17 protein-coding genes and 1 CRISPR repeat array are annotated in these 18,746 nt (G+C 70.9%); of the genes, 15 read left to right on the top strand and 2 right to left on the bottom strand.

The window, feature by feature from the left end; all coding sequences use genetic code 11:
- Positions 1-453: a CRISPR direct-repeat array (repeat unit 29 nt; unit sequence CTGCTCCCCGCACGCGCGGGGATGGTCCC).
- Between the two features lie 205 nt (positions 454-658).
- Entirely contained in the window at positions 659-2,983 is a 2,325-nt protein-coding gene (locus ACTWQE_RS29415; RefSeq protein WP_443332116.1) for a hypothetical protein, read from the bottom strand.
- Positions 2,984-4,226: 1,243 nt separating this feature from the next.
- Complete coding sequence (locus ACTWQE_RS29410) at positions 4,227-5,021, bottom strand: GntR family transcriptional regulator (RefSeq protein ID WP_443332115.1); 795 nt, start codon at positions 5,019-5,021, stop codon at positions 4,227-4,229.
- A gap of 287 nt (positions 5,022-5,308) precedes the next feature.
- On the opposite strand from ACTWQE_RS29410, the gene ACTWQE_RS29405 reads away from it, so the two are divergent.
- The 15 genes from ACTWQE_RS29405 (at position 5,309) to ACTWQE_RS29335 (ending at position 18,717) form a co-directional block, all read left to right on the top strand.
- Positions 5,309-6,082 (top strand): hypothetical protein, encoded by a 774-nt coding sequence (locus tag ACTWQE_RS29405; protein WP_443332114.1) that lies wholly within the window; start codon positions 5,309-5,311, stop codon positions 6,080-6,082.
- A 214-nt stretch (positions 6,083-6,296) separates the two neighbouring features.
- Positions 6,297-6,734 (top strand): hypothetical protein, encoded by a 438-nt coding sequence (locus ACTWQE_RS29400; RefSeq protein ID WP_443332113.1) that lies wholly within the window; start codon positions 6,297-6,299, stop codon positions 6,732-6,734.
- Between the two features lie 100 nt (positions 6,735-6,834).
- Positions 6,835-7,140, top strand: a complete 306-nt coding sequence (locus ACTWQE_RS29395) for a WhiB family transcriptional regulator (RefSeq protein ID WP_443332112.1) — start codon at positions 6,835-6,837, stop codon at positions 7,138-7,140.
- A gap of 148 nt (positions 7,141-7,288) precedes the next feature.
- The gene (locus ACTWQE_RS29390; protein WP_443332111.1) at positions 7,289-7,495 is read left to right on the top strand and encodes a DUF5999 family protein; all 207 of its coding nucleotides are present in this window, start codon (positions 7,289-7,291) and stop codon (positions 7,493-7,495) included.
- A 121-nt stretch (positions 7,496-7,616) separates the two neighbouring features.
- Entirely contained in the window at positions 7,617-7,991 is a 375-nt protein-coding gene (locus ACTWQE_RS29385; protein ID WP_443332110.1) for a hypothetical protein, read from the top strand.
- A 144-nt stretch (positions 7,992-8,135) separates the two neighbouring features.
- On the top strand, positions 8,136-10,322 hold the full coding sequence (locus ACTWQE_RS29380) for a DUF2637 domain-containing protein (RefSeq protein ID WP_443332109.1): 2,187 nt from the start codon (positions 8,136-8,138) through the stop codon (positions 10,320-10,322).
- Between the two features lie 263 nt (positions 10,323-10,585).
- Complete coding sequence (locus tag ACTWQE_RS29375) at positions 10,586-11,062, top strand: hypothetical protein (RefSeq protein ID WP_443332108.1); 477 nt, start codon at positions 10,586-10,588, stop codon at positions 11,060-11,062.
- Positions 11,059-11,367 (top strand): hypothetical protein, encoded by a 309-nt coding sequence (locus ACTWQE_RS29370; protein WP_443332107.1) that lies wholly within the window; start codon positions 11,059-11,061, stop codon positions 11,365-11,367. The genes ACTWQE_RS29375 and ACTWQE_RS29370 overlap by 4 nt, the downstream gene beginning before the upstream one ends.
- A 127-nt stretch (positions 11,368-11,494) precedes the next feature.
- Entirely contained in the window at positions 11,495-13,660 is a 2,166-nt protein-coding gene (locus tag ACTWQE_RS29365) for an ATP/GTP-binding protein (RefSeq protein ID WP_443332106.1), read from the top strand.
- 21 nt (positions 13,661-13,681) lie between these two features.
- Entirely contained in the window at positions 13,682-14,098 is a 417-nt protein-coding gene (locus tag ACTWQE_RS29360) for a conjugal transfer protein TraB (protein ID WP_443332105.1), read from the top strand.
- Positions 14,099-14,180: 82 nt separating this feature from the next.
- On the top strand, positions 14,181-16,328 hold the full coding sequence (locus tag ACTWQE_RS29355; RefSeq protein ID WP_443332104.1) for a chromosome segregation protein ParM: 2,148 nt from the start codon (positions 14,181-14,183) through the stop codon (positions 16,326-16,328).
- 326 nt (positions 16,329-16,654) lie between these two features.
- On the top strand, positions 16,655-16,846 hold the full coding sequence (locus ACTWQE_RS29350) for a hypothetical protein (protein ID WP_443332103.1): 192 nt from the start codon (positions 16,655-16,657) through the stop codon (positions 16,844-16,846).
- A gap of 151 nt (positions 16,847-16,997) precedes the next feature.
- Complete coding sequence (locus tag ACTWQE_RS29345) at positions 16,998-17,489, top strand: hypothetical protein (protein ID WP_443332102.1); 492 nt, start codon at positions 16,998-17,000, stop codon at positions 17,487-17,489.
- Between the two features lie 86 nt (positions 17,490-17,575).
- Positions 17,576-18,346 carry a hypothetical protein gene (locus ACTWQE_RS29340; RefSeq protein ID WP_443332101.1) on the top strand — a complete coding sequence of 257 codons (771 nt, stop codon included), beginning with the start codon at positions 17,576-17,578 and terminating at the stop codon, positions 18,344-18,346.
- 173 nt (positions 18,347-18,519) lie between these two features.
- Positions 18,520-18,717, top strand: a complete 198-nt coding sequence (locus ACTWQE_RS29335) for a hypothetical protein (RefSeq protein ID WP_443332100.1) — start codon at positions 18,520-18,522, stop codon at positions 18,715-18,717.
- Positions 18,718-18,746 lie beyond the last annotated feature (29 nt).

Here is an 18,746-nt window from a genome sequence, read left to right as displayed (position 1 = left end):
CTGCTCCCCGCACGCGCGGGGGTGGTCCCGGCCTGATGTGAAGTTTCAGCGAAGCGCCTTTCTGCTCCCCGCACGCGCGGGGATGGTCCCCAACATCAAGGAGTCAGCATGGGCCGGAAACGGCTGCTCCCCGCACGCGCGGGGATGGTCCCAGGTCGAAGACGGCGAGTAATCCGCCTTTCATCTGCTCCCCGCACGCGCGGGGATGGTCCCTTCGCGAGCCCAGCCCGGATGCGGGCCAGGGTCTGCTCCCCGCACGCGCGGGGATGGTCCCTGAGAGAACACCTCGGCGTGCTGTCCCACCAACTGCTCCCCGCACGCGCGGGGATGGCCCCGCGGTCTGGTCGTTGCCGAACTTCCAGTCCGCTCCCCGCACGCGCAGGGATGGCCCCTCGGCCGGGATCCAAGACGTGGAATGGGATACCTGCTCCCCGCATGCGCGGGGATGGCCCCGAGGCCCGGCACCACGTGGACACCTGGGCGCATTGCTCCCCGCTGACGCGGGGGTGTTCCGCGGTACGGGCGAATGTCGGAGTGTGCGTTCTCCCCGCCGTCGCGCGGGTGCTGCCCAGCCTCCACACTCCCGTCGCAGGCATCGACCGCGCTGATCGGCCGGGCGGCGAGCCGTTCGGCCCAGCGCCCGCGCACCTCCGGCGCGCTATTGCCCGTGTCGCAGGGTGGCCGCACCGATGCGGCCACCCTGCTGGCTGCGTAGCTGCTCCAAGCCCGTGGCCAGCAGGTATTGGGCGGAGCGCTCGCGGGCCGCATCGGCTGCCTTCGAGGCTGCCGCGCGCGCGCTCGGTCCGTCAGGATGCCAGCGGTGCCGCCGACGGCCGATCTCGGTCGCGTACGCCTTCTTCGCCCCCATCTCAGCCTCGCGCGAGCGCCCCAGCAAGGCCAGCACGGTGCTGTGGTAGTCAGCAGCGGCCTGCTGGACGGCCTGCCTGGCGTTAAATGCCAGACAGGATTCCAACTGCTGCGGGTCGTCCCGCATCTCAGCCGGGTCCATCCACTCCAGGAACTGCTGGCGGGCGGCGGCGATAGCGCTCTCCAACTCGGAACGGACATGCGCGGCCACCGCAGCGACGTCGGCCGGGTCAGCGATGTCGGCCGCCCAGGCCGCCACGACCAAGGCTGTCTCCTCGACCAAGTGCCGGGTCTGGCGCCGATAGCCGCACGCCTCGCACAACCCCGCCGACCGCTGCACGCCGCAGTCCACACATGGGAGCGCCTGCCGGGCCTCATCGGCGGCGTGCGCCGCGAGCCGCTCACGCTCCACCCGGGCCCGGGCCTCCTGGCGGGCAGCCTCCCGGCGCGCCTGCTCGGCCTCCGCCTGCCTGCGGCGCCACAGCAGGTCATCCGCCTCCAGTGTGGCCTGGTGACGCAGGCGCTCCTCGAGGACCGCCCGCCGCTCAGCGTCGTCGGCGCCAAGCAGGGCGGCCTCGACCTCGGCCGCGATCCGAGCACGCTGAGCACGGCGAAAGCCGAGCATATTCCCGCAGGTCGGGCAGTCGCCGCCGGTGTCCAGCCGGGTGCCGTCGTCGCACCGCACGTCCGAGCAGGCCGGCCGCCGCACCAGGCCCTTGCCCAGCAGCCAGCCGAACGGATCGCGGACGAACACCTCGCCGCCCTGCTCCGTCAACCGGTCCGACAGCCGCTCAGCAAGCAACTGCGGGGCTGCCTCCGGTTGCTCAAGCAGGCTCGCAAGCCGCACCAACTCAGCTCGGGCAGCCCGCTCGACACGCTTCTGCTGCCAGCGCGACAGCCGTGACCACAGCCCCGACACCGAGGTCAGCACCACCCGCAGTTCAGGGTCCGCAGGACGGGGCACCCCCCGCTGCTGCTGCGCCTTTCCACTAGCCACCACCGGCTGCTGACCAGTAGCGGCAGTGACAGCCACCAGCCGCTCATCCACTTCGATCGCGGTGAATTCCTTGGGCTTTTCCCCGCGCAGCGGGTCGCCCTCGCCGCCGACCAGCGTCAGCCCGGAAACCTCCTCGCCGTCGACGGCCTGGTCCTCGCGCGCGCACGCGCGGTCCGGCAGACGGCCCTCACCCCCACGGCCTCCGCCGGAAAACCCACAATGGCCCGCACTATCACCACCCTCATTACCCCCAGGAGAGTGATCAGTGTGAAGGGCTGCTGTAACGTCGGGCTCTGCCATCTCGGCCCTGTCAGCAGCCTGCACTGCGCTGACCTGGGCATCTGCGGTCGGCTCAGAGGCCCCACCCGGCCCTGCCGCAACGTCGGGGTCTGAAAAAGCAGGCGCAGGGGACGCAGCATGCCACTCCTTGGGACCGGCAGCGCGGGCGGGGCCGTGCGCTGCAGCGACCGCCGGCACCATCAGCCGGGTGCGCTGCGCCATGCCGGAAACCGTCCGCAGCCGGACCCGCTCCACGACTTCGTAGTCCTCCAAGCGCTCCAGCACCCGCTCACCGCGCGAGGCCGTGCAGCCCAGCAGCCGCGCCACAGTTGCCGCCGCGCGGCCGCGCTTCGAGTCGACCGTGCCGCCGCACATCCGCACCCGACCCGTCTCGGTCGCCTCCAGCACCAGCAGCAGCAGAACCAGACGATCCGTTGCAGCACCCCGCCCCCTACGCGCACCGAGCAGCCCAGCCGGAGTTACCGTCCCATCCCGGTGCGCCCAGCCCGGCGCCATCACCGCCTCCAGCAGCCGCAACAGCGTTGCGAGCTCCGTCTTCCGCAGCACCAGGGGGTGGCCGACCTGCCCCCGCGCCGCCCACATTGGCAGCACCTTGCACTCCAGGCCGCGGTCCTCGCCGAACTCGCCTCGCACCGTTGTGATCTCGACGACGCCGGAGCGGCGCAGTCCCGGCACCACCTCAGAAGCGACGTACGACGCCGACATCCCCAGCCACCGGCCCAGCTCGCCCGAGCGGATCTCCACCCGCCCGGTCGCCGACGGCGTCCGAGCGGCCAGCACGACCGCAGCCAGCCGCACCGCGTCCGTGGTCTTCTCCATTCCCGGATCGTCTAGCAGCGCACGCACGGCACCTCTCAGACGAGCACGGGCATCACGCCCCAAAGCCAGCGGGTTCCCCGGACCTCGCACCGGCACAAGGCCCGTCTGCGTCGGCGTTACCTGTGCCGGAACCGGCCGCAGCCGCGGCTGCGGCCGCCGTTGCCCTGGAATGAACGGAGCGGCGGCTGCCACCGCCCGCGTGCTCACGGACCCTCCTGGCGATGCATGTCCGTACGCGCCGTCACTGCGTCATGGCATGGCGTACCGCAGCAAGGGCGGACTGATCGAAAGCGTGACAGGCATCTCGCCATCCGGGCATGCCTGAGCTGACAAAGGGCAACACTGTGTTGCATGATGAGCACGGCTCCGATCGCTTGACGATAGGCAGCACAAAGCCCCGCTTTTGTGGGGCTGGGTTCTGGAGAACCGAAATCGAACTGATCGCTACCGGCTGGCACCGGGACGGTCAGAACCTCCGCGAGGCCCTGGCAGGCCATACGGAGAGCAGATGGGCGTTGGGCTCAGGTGACTGGCATCACCGAGGAGCCGAGCGCCCCGGGGCGGCAAGAAGACCGGCAAGCGCGGGCGCCGCCCCCGTAGGCCTACGTCATCCCAACTCCCTCCGCACCAGAGGCGCGCCTCATAGCGGGTACGGGAACAGCGGGAACAAACGCGAACACCCCGCCGACGGGCCAGCGCTCACGCATGCATCGCTGACCCCACGGCGGGGTGCTGTGTGTCTGGGGCGAGGTACGGGTACCCTGATCCACGTCGATCACCATTCGGGTAGCAACAAAGGGTGGTCGGTAGGCCTTCGGACCCCTCCTACAAGGTCCTCCGGCCAGTGGCCCCCACTCGACTTGCCTAAGGTCGAGGTAATGGGGGCCATCGCTTTTATTGATCAATGTCGCAGACACGATACTCCCCCAACGGGGCGTTTTGGGCCGCCAGAGGCGGCCGTGTCGCCGCTGTTCAGTGACCGCTGACGGACCGCCAGGCCGCCGCTGCCCAGCGAAAGCGAACCATTAGCCGTGCGGGCGGACCTCTGCGAAGTGCGCGTGTAGCGCTTGCTCGATCGCAGGGTCGACCGGGCAGCTCCACAAAACCTCAAGTTCGACGGGGTGCAAGTTCTGGATCTCGCGCAGTCACCCACGGACGACACTCGTCACCCGACCTTCACATGAGGATGGGGCAACCCGGTCACCAACTTGTGGTGGAGCATTGTTGACGACCCCTTCCCTATCTATGAGTCGCCACCGTGCCACATGCCGGGCCGAAGAATGTCCTCCCAGACCTCCAGTGGCCCGTCGTCGTCGGAATAGACGGTGCGCAGCACGAGTACCGGCACCGGCACATCCGGTGGCACGTCGATGCCGAACTCATCGAGCTCGTTGGTGGAGGCAAGGCGCGCGGTGCTCTGCTCGGGCCCAGCGGTGATGGTCTTGCCGGTGCGCTCGGTGTACAGGTCATGCCGGAACTTCACCATGGGCCCTTCGTGGAGCAGCTCAGGCAGAGGGACCAGCGCCCGCATGTGGATCAGGTTCAAGGCCAGCACGGTGGGCCTATCGTCCCGTACGAACGTCCGACTTCTGACCACGACTTCGTCATACAGATCGATTCCGAGAAGACTCGCAATCTGCGGATCTGCGCAGGAGCGAAGCACGGAGCGCGAGTTCACGTAGTTCTCGCGCGGTGCGAGGGGTCGGCCGGTTCGACGAAGGCGTTCCAGGCGTGCGGCACCGGTAAGGACCGTTGGGGGCGAGTCCTCGGGTCCCAGGACCTCGGTGCGGCTCCCCTGTGTGGTGCGTACGAGCCCCTCAGCCTCCAGGGCTTGATAGGCGCGATGGACGGTCGCTGTCGCACCCTTACCTCCCCTGACCTGGGCTTGAACCGATGGGAGTCGGTCACCAGGCGCGTACACGCCGTCAGCGATCTTCGCTGCGATCTCGTCGGCGATCTGGCGCCACTTTGGCGGCTGTTTGGGGCTCGGGGGAGACACGGCTGCTCCTTCTAATCGATGACAATCAGTGAACAGCATTCTAGAAGACCTTGACAAGTCTTCTAGAAGGGCTCATCGTTTTGGTCGTGGGCGGCGCTGAACCGCAAAGCGCCCCCACGAAGCCGCCACAAAACAGCAGGTGGCCGCCGCCTTCACGGGTGGCCGGGGTTGATGGCTCCACCAAATCCCCCGGCTCGCGGCTCCCTGCCATGCACGTCGCAGCGCAGATGCGCTGTCCGTCCTCCAGGACACCGGGTCTCCCATGTGACCTGGAGGACGGAGAGAGCACCGCGACGCGCCCCTCCCCCTCTGTAAGGAGATCCCCCATGACCGCTACGTCCGCGATGCCCACGGCCAAGGAACGGCAGAAGAAGACCCGCACGAAGCGAGTCAGCCTCCGCCCCGCGCTCGCTGTTTCGACTCTGCTTCCTAATCAGATCGAGCTGTTCTTCGGCAGGGAGCACATGGTGTGCCCGGACTGCCGGACCTGGTGCCCCATCACCGGCGTCCAGGGCAGTCCGAAGCTGGTTCCCCATCACACCGAGCCCAAGGGCACGCCCGAACCGCGCCGCTGTATCGGCAGCAACCGGCGGGTCCTTCTCGACCTGACGGTCGACGAGTGGCACCAGCGCCGGGCCGACGCCATCGCGGACACGGCGTCCCGCCGCGCCACCCGGGTGCTGCCCAAGCCGAAGACCACGGCGACGCCGGCGGCCACCCAGATCAAGCCGGTCCCGCTCAGCGCGGAGGCGGTTCGACGGATTTTCCGCCTGCACCAGGCCCAGTGCTCGGCCTGCACGGGCGAGGCGACGAACCGGAACGGCGAGCTGCTGCCCTGCCCGGACGGCGAGCGCCTCGCCCTCACCTTCCTCCGGCTCGTGCGGCAGGAGCCGAAGCGGGCGAAGGTCCGCGAGTTCTTCGCCCGGGAGCGGGCGCGGTTCGACCGCCAGCACGTTGTACAGACGTTGGAGCAGCGGGCGGCCGAGTGGGCCAAGCACGCCGGGACGGCCAAGAAGGGCGAGCTGGCCAAGCGGAGCGGCACGGCCGTTGAAGAGATCAACAACCAGTGCAAGCTCGCCCCGAAGGGCGCGGTCTCCTGATCCGCCGTGCCGCCTCCGCCCGCCTCGTCGGGGGAATCGCGAGGCATAGACGCCGCACCCCTTGCTCGTGAGCACCAGTGCTCACGGTCCTCGGCGCCCGCAATGTGGCAGCGGGCGCAGGGGGCCGTGGCCACTCGTCCGAGCGGTCAGAAGGCGGCAGTCCCCCGGTGGCACCCGGGGGGCTGCCTGTACAGGCACCTGAACTGGAGGACCTGTGATCACCAGCATGACATCTCCCGCGCGGTTATCCGGCGGAATCATCGACGACCTGGAGCGCGAGGACGACAGGCGCGGACCCGAGCGGGATGAGACCGACCAGCTCTGTTCGATTCGGGTACGCCAGCCGCACCCGGGCCAGGACCGCGCCGTCGACATTGGCCGCATCGTGCTGCCGGGCAACCTGCGTGCCGGGATCGCGTCTCATGCGTCCGGCGGTCAGCAATGCGCGATCTGTCAGGGCTGGTTCGGCGTCACCGTCTGGACCTGCCCGGCCTGCCAGAGCATCGGCTACCGCCTGACCAGCACCGGTCAGGCGGAGCAGGTGGTGATGGAGGACCGGCCGCCGCTGCCGATGAGGCCGACACCGCACGAGCGTGACGGCCGCGAGCAGTCCCCGTCGGAGGCCCGGCCGCATCCGCGCGCACCGCACTAATCAATTCCGGCTCTGCATGGCCCCAACCGCGGAAGCAAACAGCCTCAGGGATGCCGCCCTGGGGCTGTCTCGTATTCAACGGACCTTCTGGGAGGCCCTTATGCACACCATCGTACGCACATCCGCCTACGGGCCCGTGTCCACAGCCGCGCCCGCCCGGCCCCGCCCGGCCTGCGCCGACGAGGACCCCGAGCTGTTCTTCCCGATCGGCAACACCGGCCCCGCGCTGTTCCAGATCGAGGAGGCCAAGGTGGTCTGCGGCCGCTGCCCCGTCATGGAGCAGTGCCTCCAGTGGGCGCTGGAGAACAACGAGCACTCCGGCGTGTGGGGCGGCCTCTCGGAGGACGAGCGCCGCGCGATGAAGCGCCGGGCGGCCCGCAAGCGCGCCGGCGCCGCGAGGGCCTGACCGCCCGCAGCCCTGCGCTGCCCGGACGCCACCGGCCTTCGCCGGTCCGGTGGCGGCGGAGAACGCAGGGACCACACGCAGCGGACCACTTGGTTCTGCTGCCTTCCGGTCCGCACATCATCCGACACCGCACCGAGGGAGTTCACCCATGGCCGCGACCACCCCGTGCCCGCACAAGCCGCAGTGCCCGTCTGCTGACAGCCCCGACGGCGAGGCCGCCCACACCGTGGCCGGTCACCCGGGGCAGGGCTGGAGCCTGCTGTGCAACGGAGTCCTCCTCTTCGAGGACACCGGCGAGCTGCTCCCCGACGGCCGTGTCATCGCCCCGCACCGGCCCCTCGCGGTCGTGGCCTGACGGCTGCCTGATCCGCCCGCACCGACCGCTGAATTCCTGGCGGCCGGGTCGGGCGGTGACTGGGAGCCGGACAGACCGGACCCACCGGGTCGCGCCGGTGCACGCGATGCGAGGAGAAGACGTGGCACAGCAGCCTCAGACGCAGGCCACTCGGCCGAAGACCACCTACACCAAGGGGGACATGGTCCTGTTCCGCGACGTCGAACGGTTCTGGCTCGGCAAGTCCGGCCACACGTTCGTCGGCCGGGTGGAGTGGGCCTGGCGGCACGTCGATACCGGCAAGGTCCTCTACGACCTGATCGAGCTGAGCGGCAACCGCCACGTCGCCGGGATCGACCCCGACTACATGCGGCTGCTCCCGGCGACGGACGCGATGCACGACATCGACACAGCGCCGCTGAGCGAGCCGGACACCGGGGCGATGACCCCGGCCGCCGTCGCCTGGCTGCGCCAGCACCTCGCGCAGGGCAGCAGCAAGCTGCCCGCCCGGCGCTGACCCGCCTGCCCCTGGCAAACGGCCCTCCGAGTCCCTGGCATTAGAGCTGCCGGGGCCCCGGAGGGCCTGGTCACGACCCTACCGACCGCCACTGATCCACGGTGCCCCTTCTGCACGGAGGCGCCCGGAAGAGAGGACACCCCCGTGGCTCCCAAGACTGCTACTCGCCGCAGGCGCCAGCCCGCGGCGACCCCGAAGCCCCGCGGCGGGCGCACCAAGGCGTCGATGCTGACGACCTCCGTTCCCGCCCAGGCCGCCGCCTCCGAGGACACCGCGTCCGAGACCACCGTGCCGGCGGTGTACCCGGAGGCCGACCCGCACCTGGCCGACGACGCCGACCGCGCCGCCGATCTCCGGGACCTGGCCGCCGCCGACGCCGCCTGCATCCTCGCCGATGGCCAGGAGCGCGCTGGCGAACTGCTGGACGCGGCCCGCTCCGTGGCCGCCTCGATCACCGAGGCGGCCACCACCGAGCAGACCCGCATCCTCGCTGACGCCCAGGCGACCGCCGACCAGGTCCGCCAGGAGGCCGCGATCAGCGCGGCCGCCGACGCCGACCAGGTGCGCACCGCCGCCGAAGTGAAGGCGGAGCAGCTGGTCGCCGACGCGCGCTCCGACGCCGACGCCCTCATCGCGGCCGCGAGCGGCAGGGCCGACCAGGTCCTCGCCGACGCGCGCCGCCAGGCCGAAGCCGTCGTCACCGAGGCGAAGGCGGCGGCTGGTGAACTCCGGTCGGCCGCCGAGCGGGACGCGGCCACGGTCCGCGCGCACGCCGAAGCTCAGCGCACCGAGCTCCTGGCCGACGCGGACCGCACCGCGGCCGAGACCCGCACCCGGGCCACCCGGGAGGCCGGCCAGGTCCTGGAGCGGGCCCGCGCTGACGCCGACCGGATGCGCGAGAGCGCGGACGACCAGGCCGCGCAGGTGAGGACCGGAGCGGAGAAGGCCGCCGCCGGTCTGCGCGCCGACGCCGACCGCGCCCTGGCCGATGCCCGCGCTTCCGCTGAGGAGCTGCGGGCCGCTGCCGACAAGGACGTCGCCCGGCTGCGCGAGCAGGCGGAGACGGACACGAAGACGTCCCGGGAGGCGGCGGCGAAGGCCACGGCCGACCAGGCCGCGGCCGCGCAGGCCCGAGCCGAGGGCGAACGGATTCTGAATGAGGCCACCCAGCGCACCGTTCAGCGGGCCCGACGCCGCCAGATCCGCACCGAGGCCCGCGCCGCGCGCCGGAAGGCTCGCCACGGTGCCCGGCCCGTTGGCGGTGTTCCGCCGCTGTCTGGGCAGGAGCTGCTCGGTGCTGTCGCGATCGTCCTGGCCGCTGCGACCGTCTCCACCCTCGGTCTGCTCTCCTCCTACACCGCGCTGGAGACCAAGGCGACGGGCTGGGGCTGGGACTGGCCGTGGCTGCTGCCGGTCGGCATCGACGTCGCGATCCCGGCCTTCACCGGCGCCAACCTGGTCCTGATCCGCATGGGCATGGAACTGCGCTGGATCCGCTGGGTGCCTCGGGTGCTCACGGCGGTGACCGTCTATCTGAACTGGAATGCGGCGCACTCCGCCTCCGGTCGCCTCGGGCACGCGGCCCTCACTCTGCTCTGGGTCGTCTTCTCGGAGATCGCCTCCCACGTGTACGCCACGCGGATCGGCGCGGTCACCGGCAAGAAGCGGATGGAGACGGTGCGCCGCAGCCGTTGGCTGCTCGCCCCGATTCCCACTGCTCGGCTTCGCCGCCGGATGATCCTGTGGGAGATCACCTCCTACGAGGAGGCGCTCACCCGGCTCCAGGAGCAGACGTACCTGCGAGCGCGTCTGCGGGAGAAGTACGGGTGGATGGCGTGGCGGTGGAAGGCACCGTTGGAGATGCGGATGGCACTCAAGCTCAACACCGCGCCCGCCGCGCTCGCCGACACGCTCACCCCCGAGGACGCTCTCGCCATCGAGCGTGTTGAGGAAACCGGCGACGCTCACGACGCTCACCCGGAGATGAGCGCGCTCACCTCCGATGACGGCAAGGGCGAGCGTGAGCGCCCGGCGCTCACCACCGGCGCTCACGTCGGTGAGCGCGCCACCCGGAACGGCGACGCTCACCGAGCGGACAGCCCCCGCACGCGCAGCGAGCGGGACGCGCTCACCGAGCGTCGCCACGACCGCATCCGGCTCCTCTACACCGAGCTCGGGCGCCGCCCCGAGTGGACTGAGATCCGCGACGCGCTCACCGAGGCGGGCCTGTCCGATGAGCCGGTCTCCCGGCCGACCGCGCAGCGCCTGCGCGCTCAGGTTGAAGAGAGCGCCCCGGTGAACGCCAAGGCGAGCGTCCCGGTGAACGCCTGAGCGCCCGTCCCTCTGCAGGGCACCTGCCGCTCATGGTCGCCACCGGCCCGAGCCCACGCGTGAGCGTGAGCGCGGACCGGTGACGGCCACGGTCGGCAGGCCGGTTCAACCAGCCCGCGCCCCGAGCGTGGACCCGGCGGGCCCGGGCCCGCACCTGACCCACCGCCGGCACACGCCAGGACCAGCCCGCATCTTTCGGGCTGGTCCTACTGGCGTCTGCCGGAAGCCGGTCGACAACCCCCAAGTAGGAGGAAATCCCCGCCGTGAACAGCAACGACCCGAATCACGCACCTCTGCGCGATGTGGCGCAGAGCCCCGAGGCGACTGCCCGGTACCTCGCCGATGTCCAGCGGGTCCTGCTGGACATCGGCAAGAACCTGGAGACCCTCGCTCTGGAGACCCGCGTCCATTGCCGTGACACCCACGTGGAGGGCGACCGTTTCTACGACGCCTGGTTGCGCGCGCAGCCCGTGGAAAGGGCTCTCAAGGACGTGCTCAAGAATGTCCAGGCTGTCACCAAGGGCCTGGAAAAGAGTGCGTACAAGCGCCGTGCCCACGATGAGGCGGTCGCGAATACCGACCGAAAGAGGAAGGAAAAGGAGCTGGAAAAGAAGCGGAAGAATACTCCGCCGATCCAGGCGGCCCCGCACAATCCGCCGCATCAGGGTCCACAGAGCCAGAATCTTGGCTATGGTGGCCCCGCGTCGATTTACGACCTGGGTAACAGGGAGTCGGCGTGACGCGCCCCCTCACCAGCGTCGAACGCTCCGTTCAAGGGCGGTACACCTGGCTGCAGGAAGAGGAGCGCAAGGCGATCGAATCGCGCGGCGAAATGGGCCGGATGGAATTCTGGCTCCGCGTTACTCGATCCCGAATCTCCAAGGACGTCAAAGCTGGTCGCGGCGATGTCATTCCCGGATTCACGAGCGTCTGCCGCCTGTTCAAGCTCGCGATGGACAAGCGAGCCGCGGGCGACGGGCGGCTGTGGGACCACCTCATGCAGTACGCGGAGCAGGTCCTGAAGCAGCACGATCCGCGTCACTGAACGTCACCAACGAAGGCCCCGCCGGGCTCCGGCGGGGCCTCGCGCGCGTAAAGCGTGCACACGTGCACGTGCACGCGCGTGCACACGAGACCTCACGCTCTGTCAAGTCCCTGGAAGGAGGTGCACCGTGTCCGATGAGTCCGAAGGTGAGGGCAGCGGAACCCTGGTCCGCGGCCCCTGGAGCGGTGATTCCTCGTACGCACCGCCACCGATCCCGGATTTCGCCGACACCATTCCGTCGCCGGATGACATTCCCGCCGCTCCGCCGGAGTCGCCGGAAGAGGCGACGATGGAACTGCCGCCGATTCCGGCCGCGCCTGATCCAGCAATGGCGCTGCGCTCGGACGGAATTACGGCACCGGAAACCGGAGAAGATGACGGCGAATACGAGGAAGGCGAATATGTTCAGCCTCGTTCTCTCGCTGACCGTCTCGGTGACTGGTTGGAATTCCGGCTTGAAATGGCGCGGGCGCTCCATGAAAGCGAGGCGCCTTTCCGTGAGGCTGAAATAGCACGGAAGGCCGCGCTGCTGGAGGGCCGCACCGCGCAGGAAGTCGCGATGATGGAGCAGAACGGAAAGCTCCACGCCGCGATGATGAAAGCGAAGGGCGACAAGGCGGCGGCGCGAGGAAGGGCCGACGCCGACCGTGTGAAATCGCCCGGCTCCGGCCTGGGAGCGGACAAGGGCCGCTCGAAGGCCGGTGGCGGGGGCGGGTCCTCGCGCGGCGGGGGCAGCACCGGCCCGTCCCGCAACAACTCGGGCCCCGGCCCGAACCGGCCCGGGTCGCGTGGCTCCAACTCCGGCGGCAGCGCCGGGCGTTCGGGGTCCGGGTTGACCGGGGGTGGCGGAGGCAGCAAGGGCGGCACGAAGGGCTCTGACCGGTCCTCTGGCGGCCGTACAGCCCGTTCCGGGCGCACCGGATCCTCCGGGGGATCGAAGGGCTCGCACACGGGCTCTGGCAGCTCCGGCAGGGGCGGCAGCTCGAAGGGCGACGGCGGCCGGGGGCAGCATGGCCCGGTCTCCAGCGCTCGTGCTGAGCGGGCCCGGGGTCGCCAGGAGCGTGCCGGTGTCCGCCAGGCCGGGCGGCAGGAGCGGCGCACCGCCGGGCACGCCGCCGGCATCGCCGGCCGGGCCAAGGACCGTGACCAGGCTCGCGCCAACCGGCAGAAGGACTGGGAGGACCGCCGTACGAAGAAGGCGGAGCGGGACGCGTCGCGGAAGGCGAAGCGGGAAGCTGCGGCGTCGACCGACCCGGGTCGCACCACTCTGGGCGCGGCCGTCACGGAGGAAGCGCAGCGGCGCTGGGACAAGCGCCGGGCTGACGCGAAGGACGGCAAGGCCGGCGCGGAGACGGTGAGCCTGTCCAAGGACAAGGTCGCCAAAGACAAGGGCACCGATGGCAAGGGCGAGAAGGACGCCAAGGACGGCCCCGACGGCGCCTCCAGCGCCGGAAAGGGCGGCACGGGGCCCGATTCGGGCAAGGCGTCCAAGGCCGGTGACGGGTCGTCTGACGGCTCGAAGAAGCGCCGCCGGTTCCGGCGCCGGCGTACCAGCGGCACAGGCCGGGCCAAACGGCGGGGCCGCGCCCGCGGCACCGGGCGTGCCGGGCGTGCTGGACGTCGCGGGCGGTCCTCGGACAGCCCGTTCGGACCGGACGACCCCACGCCCACGGTGGAGTGGCCCGACCGGCCCACCGGCACGTCGCGGCCCGCCGACACCGGCGAGGAGGACATCGAGGACGCGGTCATCGTCCCCGACGCCCCCGCTGCCGTGACGACCGGCGTCAAGGGCCTGCCGCCCGCGCCGGAGAAGCACACGCAGCGACCCGGCACCCCACGAGACACCCCCACGGAAGGGAGCAGCGTGAGCAACGGACAGGTCAGCAGGCCGTCCGGGCAGGGTGGCTTGGCCGTTCAGCACCGCACGGACATCGGTTTCGACGAATACCTGATGGAGATGGCGAACATCGCCATCAAGGCCGCGTCCCACCAGGAGCGGGCCGAAGCCCTCGTGGAAGCCCTCGGCAAGGTCGCCGACGCTCTGCGGGACATGGCCGCCGACCTGGCCGACGACCACAACATCGACAGCAGCGTCACCGACCAGGTCAACGACGTGGCCGACGCCGCCGGCCTCATGAAGATCCAGGCCCAGCGGTGCGCTGAGGAGTGCGGCCTCGCCAAGGAGGCCGCCAAGCTCGCGGCCACCATGGTCGCCCGCGTCTACGGCCAGGACATGGCCGCGAAGGAAGACGCGGGCCTGAAGCACACGTCGGCCGCCGCCCACCACGACTAGAACCCTGGAGGACCTGCGCTGATGAGCGATCTCGTACCGCAGACCGGCGGCGCGGCCCCCGTGCCGGCCGACGACGACAACCGCTACAAGGCCGTCCAGGCCAAGCTGGACAAGCTCGGCACGGCCCTGGACGACGCCGCCGGTGAACTCGAGGCGCTGCGCCGCGAGATGAAGGCCAACGCCAAGCACACGGAGACCGTGGCCGGTGACATCGAGAACGCGGACCTGGACGCGAAGTTCGTCGTGCTGACGGACGAAGTGGCCGTCGCGCTCGGTGGTGCCGCCGTATCGGTGAAGAACCTCGGAGCCACCGCTCAGGAGGTCGTCACCATGACCTACCAGGCCAAGCGCACCCACTCCAAGCTGTACGGGGCGCTGGATGACATCCGCTCCAACCGGCCGGAGAAGACCCCCAAGCCGGGCTTCTTCGACCGCTGACCCCTTCCCCTCCTCCACCCCGCCACGGGCGGCCCCGCGATATCTGCGGGGCCGCCCGTGCCTGTTCCCGAAGGAGACACCGGTGACCACGCCGCGCAGTGTCGCGCTCGAACGCCTCGCCTACACCCTCGCCGCGCCTGTGCTGGCGGTGGCCCCGAACGTCTGTCCCGACAACCCCGTCAACACCGTCCTCCAGCTGGCCGGCGCCGCCGGGATCGGCGGCTGGTTCCTGGCCGCCAAGAGCGAGGAGACCGGCGCCGGACGCAAGATCCTGCGCTGGACCCCGCTGGTCCTGGCCGCCGCCGTCGACGTCGCCGCCAAGAACACCACCGGCTGGGGCCCGTGGTGGCTTGACGGGATGTTCGCCGCCGGATGGGCGGCGGCCTGCTCCATCGTGCTGCCCTTCTGCCGGCACGCCCGCCGCCGCCACCGCCCCGCCCTCGCGGCCCCGGCCCTGCAGCTCCAGCGCGCGCCCGAGCCGGAGCCGTCCCCGGCGCTGCCGGACGACGGTGCCGACCAGCTCACCCGCGAGGCGCGGATGCTGTGGGAGGGCGCCGGGATGCCCGCGCGCACCCACATCGTCAAGGCCACCCGGCACCCCGGCATGCAGCACGACATGACGATCCTGCTGCGCGCCTCGGAGACCGGACGGCCGATCACCGGCCTCACGGAGGCCGCTGTCGGCGCCGCGTTCGGCGTGCACACCAGCGACGTCACCCTCGTGGACGTCGCGATCCAGCCCGGCCGGCAGGGCGGGCCGGGCTGGCTGGAGGCCCGCATCACTCCCGACGCGAACCAGCGGCGCCGCACCAAGCCGACCGACCAGGAGCGCTGGACGGACCGCGTCGGCGGCCCCAAGGGCGGCGCCCCCGGCTCCGTCCTGGTCCACCGCACCCGCGACGACGAACGCGGCGTGACGTTCCACCGGGCGAAGATGGCCGACTCCACGGACTCACCCCGCATCGACCTGGCCAAGGTCTGCCGCGGCCTGAGCCTGCCCGAAGACGACTCCTGCGTGTTCGTCCTCATCGACGGCAACGAGTTCCTCATCAGCGCGTTCGACGAGCCTCCGCTGAGCGTGATCTTCCCCGCCACCCGCGACCTGCTCACCCCGGACGCCAAGGGCATGTACGTGTGCGGGTTCACCATCACCGGCCAGCCGGTGAAGAACATGGTCTGGCAGCACGACAAGAACGCCGCCTGCCACGGCCTCATCCTCGGAGTGAGCCGCAGCGGGAAAACGCAGTTCTTCGCCATCTCCATGGCCGCCGAATCCCTCGCGGGCGCGGTGGTGTGGCTGTCCACCGTCCGCCGGGACGAGAAGACGACCACGCTGGGGCAGTACATCGACCGACAGGGCTCTACGGCCGTGTGGATGGCGCGGCAGCTGCGCGCGGCGAAGGCGCTGTGCGAGATCAGGGCGGAGATGCCCTGGCCGCACGACGGCCAGCCGCACGACTACAAGCCGGGTGACCCGCGCTGCCCGTACCGGCCGCTGTCGGTGTACGCGGATGAGTTCATGACCGCCGCGCAGGACGGCCTGTTCGGCGAGGACATCCAGACCAACGGTGACGACCTCACGGTCACCGGCCTGAAGTACGGCATCGGCTTCAAGCCCGCCGGGCAGTCGCCGTTCGCGCACAACGGGTTCGCCACCGAGATGAAGGACAACCTGCGGCAGAACTCCCGCCCGGTCGTCTTCAACATGGGCTCGCCCGGGGCCACCCGCAAGGCCGCGGAGGGCACCATGGAGAACGCCTACGACGTGCCGACCATCCCGGCCCGCTACTCCCGTCAGGAAGGCTCCGCGATCGAGCGGGCCATGAAGGGCGAGGCCGACCCGGAGAACGGCGTCAGCACGGGCGGCGTCGCCGTCATCGTCCTCGACAACGGCCGCGCCGTGCTCATGCGCAGTCTCTTCGCCGACTTCGACACCGACCTCGCTCACCTCTTCCCGGAAGAGGTCAACCGGCTCACCGACTACGAAATCAGCGAGCTGGAGAAGCGCGGCCTGTGGGGTGACTGGAACCGCGAGCCCGACCCGGGCGAGTTCTGGCCCGAGCCCGACGAGGACGACGACGGCGACGGCCGGTCCCGCCGGCGCGGCGGGGGAGGCGGCGGCAAGGGCGGAGGCGGCAAGCGCGGCACCAAGTCGAGCAGCCGCCGTGCCGAGCAGGTCACCTCACCCCGCCAGGCACTGGAGGCCATCAAGAGCCTCAACAACGCCTGACCAACCCACCCATCACGCTGGGGCCGGCCTGCCCGAGCACGGCCGGCCCCAGCCGACCTCATGAAGGAGGACCCACCTGCCGTGGCCCTTTCCATCTCCGCCGCCGTGCTGCTGGCATCATCGTCTTCGTCCTGCTCAAGGGCGGCTACGCCCGCCTCGGCTCCATGCTGGCCTGCACCCTGTTCGGCCTCACCCTCCCCGCGACCGGCCTGGCCCCGGCCATCAACAGCGGCCTCGCCTCGCTCGCCGGACTGCTCTCCAGCCGCTGACGCGCAGCCGTCCGGCCAGCTCCATCAACTCCGCAGTAAAACGCCGATATCTGGCGCATGCTCTTGTCGGGCCCCACCACGATCACGGGGGAGGACAAGGACATGGCACACCTGCACTACACCTGCTGGCGCTGCGGCGAGGACTGCGTCGTGCACGGCGACGGCTGTGACTGCTGCGACCTGGTCGAAGTCCCCGACGAATGGGACTGCTGGAACTGTGGCGCACTGAACTACACCCCCGACGACTAGCGCCCAACTCTCCCAGCGCTGCACGACGCCGAAGGGCGCCGCCGGACACGAACCCCCGGCGGCGCCCTTCACCGTTCCCCTCCCCTCCCTGCGCCCTCCCCGCCACCACGGCGGGGAGGGCGCTCCCCTTTTGCGTGATCGGAGAACCGCGATGGACCCCCAGCACACCCAGTACGGCATGCCCGAGTCCGAGGCCGCGGCCGAAGCCCGCCGCCTGATCGATCAGTGGGCCACGCAGCCCGTACGCCACCACCCGACGGCGATCCGCGACGACTCCCCCGTGCCCGCCTTCGGCACCACCCCGCCCGTGACGCAGCCTGACCACCGGAGCGTGCCCGCCTGGGCGGCCGGGATCGCTGTCGCGAGCATCGGCGTCGGCGCCGGCGTCACCGGCATCGGCTGCGGCGCCTGGCTCGTGCTCCAGGGCCTGGCCTCCGTCACGCTCGCCGGGGTCCTCATGGTCACCCTGCCGTTCGCGGGCATCGCCATGGTCGCCACCGCGATTGGCGGCGCGATCAGCAAGGCGCGCTCCGCCGTCACCAAGAACGTCTATGAGGGTCCGGTCACCCAGCACACCGAGATCCACAACAACAGCCTCACGCGCGGGATGTTCTTCGCCCGCACCCGCAACGAGATCCGCTGACGCCGCGGACACCCCAGCCGGGCCCGCGACGCGGGCGGCCTCCGGCCAACCATCACCGACCTTTACCTGAAGGAGCAGCTGCGACCATGCCCACCAACGGCCAGCACCGCCCGAACAGCATCCTCGACCTGCTCGAACAGCCGCCCCCGCCCGCCGTCGAGGACGCGACGCGCCTCGCGCGGCTGCGTACCGCGTGGAGGGAGTCCTGGGAGGAAGGCGGCTTCCTCTACCAGCGGTGGGAGGAGGTGCTTCAGGCCCGGCACGCCGGGTGGCACGAGATCGCCAACTGGATCAAAGCGGCCGGACTGCTCGCCGGTGTCTGCCTCATCGTCATCATGGTGGACGCCGCCAGCGACATCACCAGCGCAGCACTCAAGGGCCTGTCCGCCGTCCCGGCCTCCGACGCCGGCGCCGGGCACGGCCTGTGGGGAACGGTCGACCACCCGGTCCGGGTCTTCCTCGCCCAGCAGGCCGCCCACCTCCCCCTCGCCCCAGCCGCCCTCTACGCCTTCTGGCAGCTCACCGGACTGCTCGGACTCATCGGCGGCTTCTTCGGCAACGCCGGTGCCCGCATCGCCTGGACGCTGTTCGGCTGCGGCAGCCTCGCGATGGTCTGGTCCGCCTCCCCGGCCGGAGGCCGCGCCGCCGCCACCGGGCTGGCCGCCCTCATGTGGGCGCTGGCCAGCATCTTCGCCCTGCGCGGTCTGACCCTGCGGCCCGTCGTCCACAACCACCCGCCGCAGTTCCAGCCCCAGTTCAACCCCGCGCTCCACATCCACGCCACCATCCCCGCCCCCACCCCGGCGGGCGATGACTACGACGACGAACCCGACAGCATCCACCCGCTCCAGCGCTGAACCTCCGGTCGCTCCGCCTGGCCCTCGCCCGGCCCCGCCACTGTCGGGGCCGGGCGAGGACCGGACAGGCCGACCGGACCCGACGCACCACCCCCGGAGCGACAAGGAGATCCCGTTTCGGCGAAGGCCCCGACCGTCATACGCGTGCTCACCGAGCCCCCGGCACCGACCTGGTGGAAGGTCAACCGGCACAAGGTCTCGGCGTCACCGGGCTGCTGATCGGCTACCTGGTCGGCACCCACCTGCACGGCACCCCGGAACAGCGACCGGACACCCCCAGGCCGGGCCACACCACGCCCGCACCGGCCACGCCCGCACCGGCCACGCCCGGACCGCCCCGCACGCACACGGCCCTCGGACTCGCCACCTGACACCAGCCGCCGCCGCGGTACGGCAAAAA

It is taken from the genome of Streptomyces sp. 8N706, assembly GCF_052245415.1.
GTDB lineage: Bacteria > Actinomycetota > Actinomycetes > Streptomycetales > Streptomycetaceae > Streptomyces.
The sequence above is the reverse complement of the archived record's forward strand: the minus strand, read 5'-3'. Positions and strand labels throughout refer to the sequence as shown.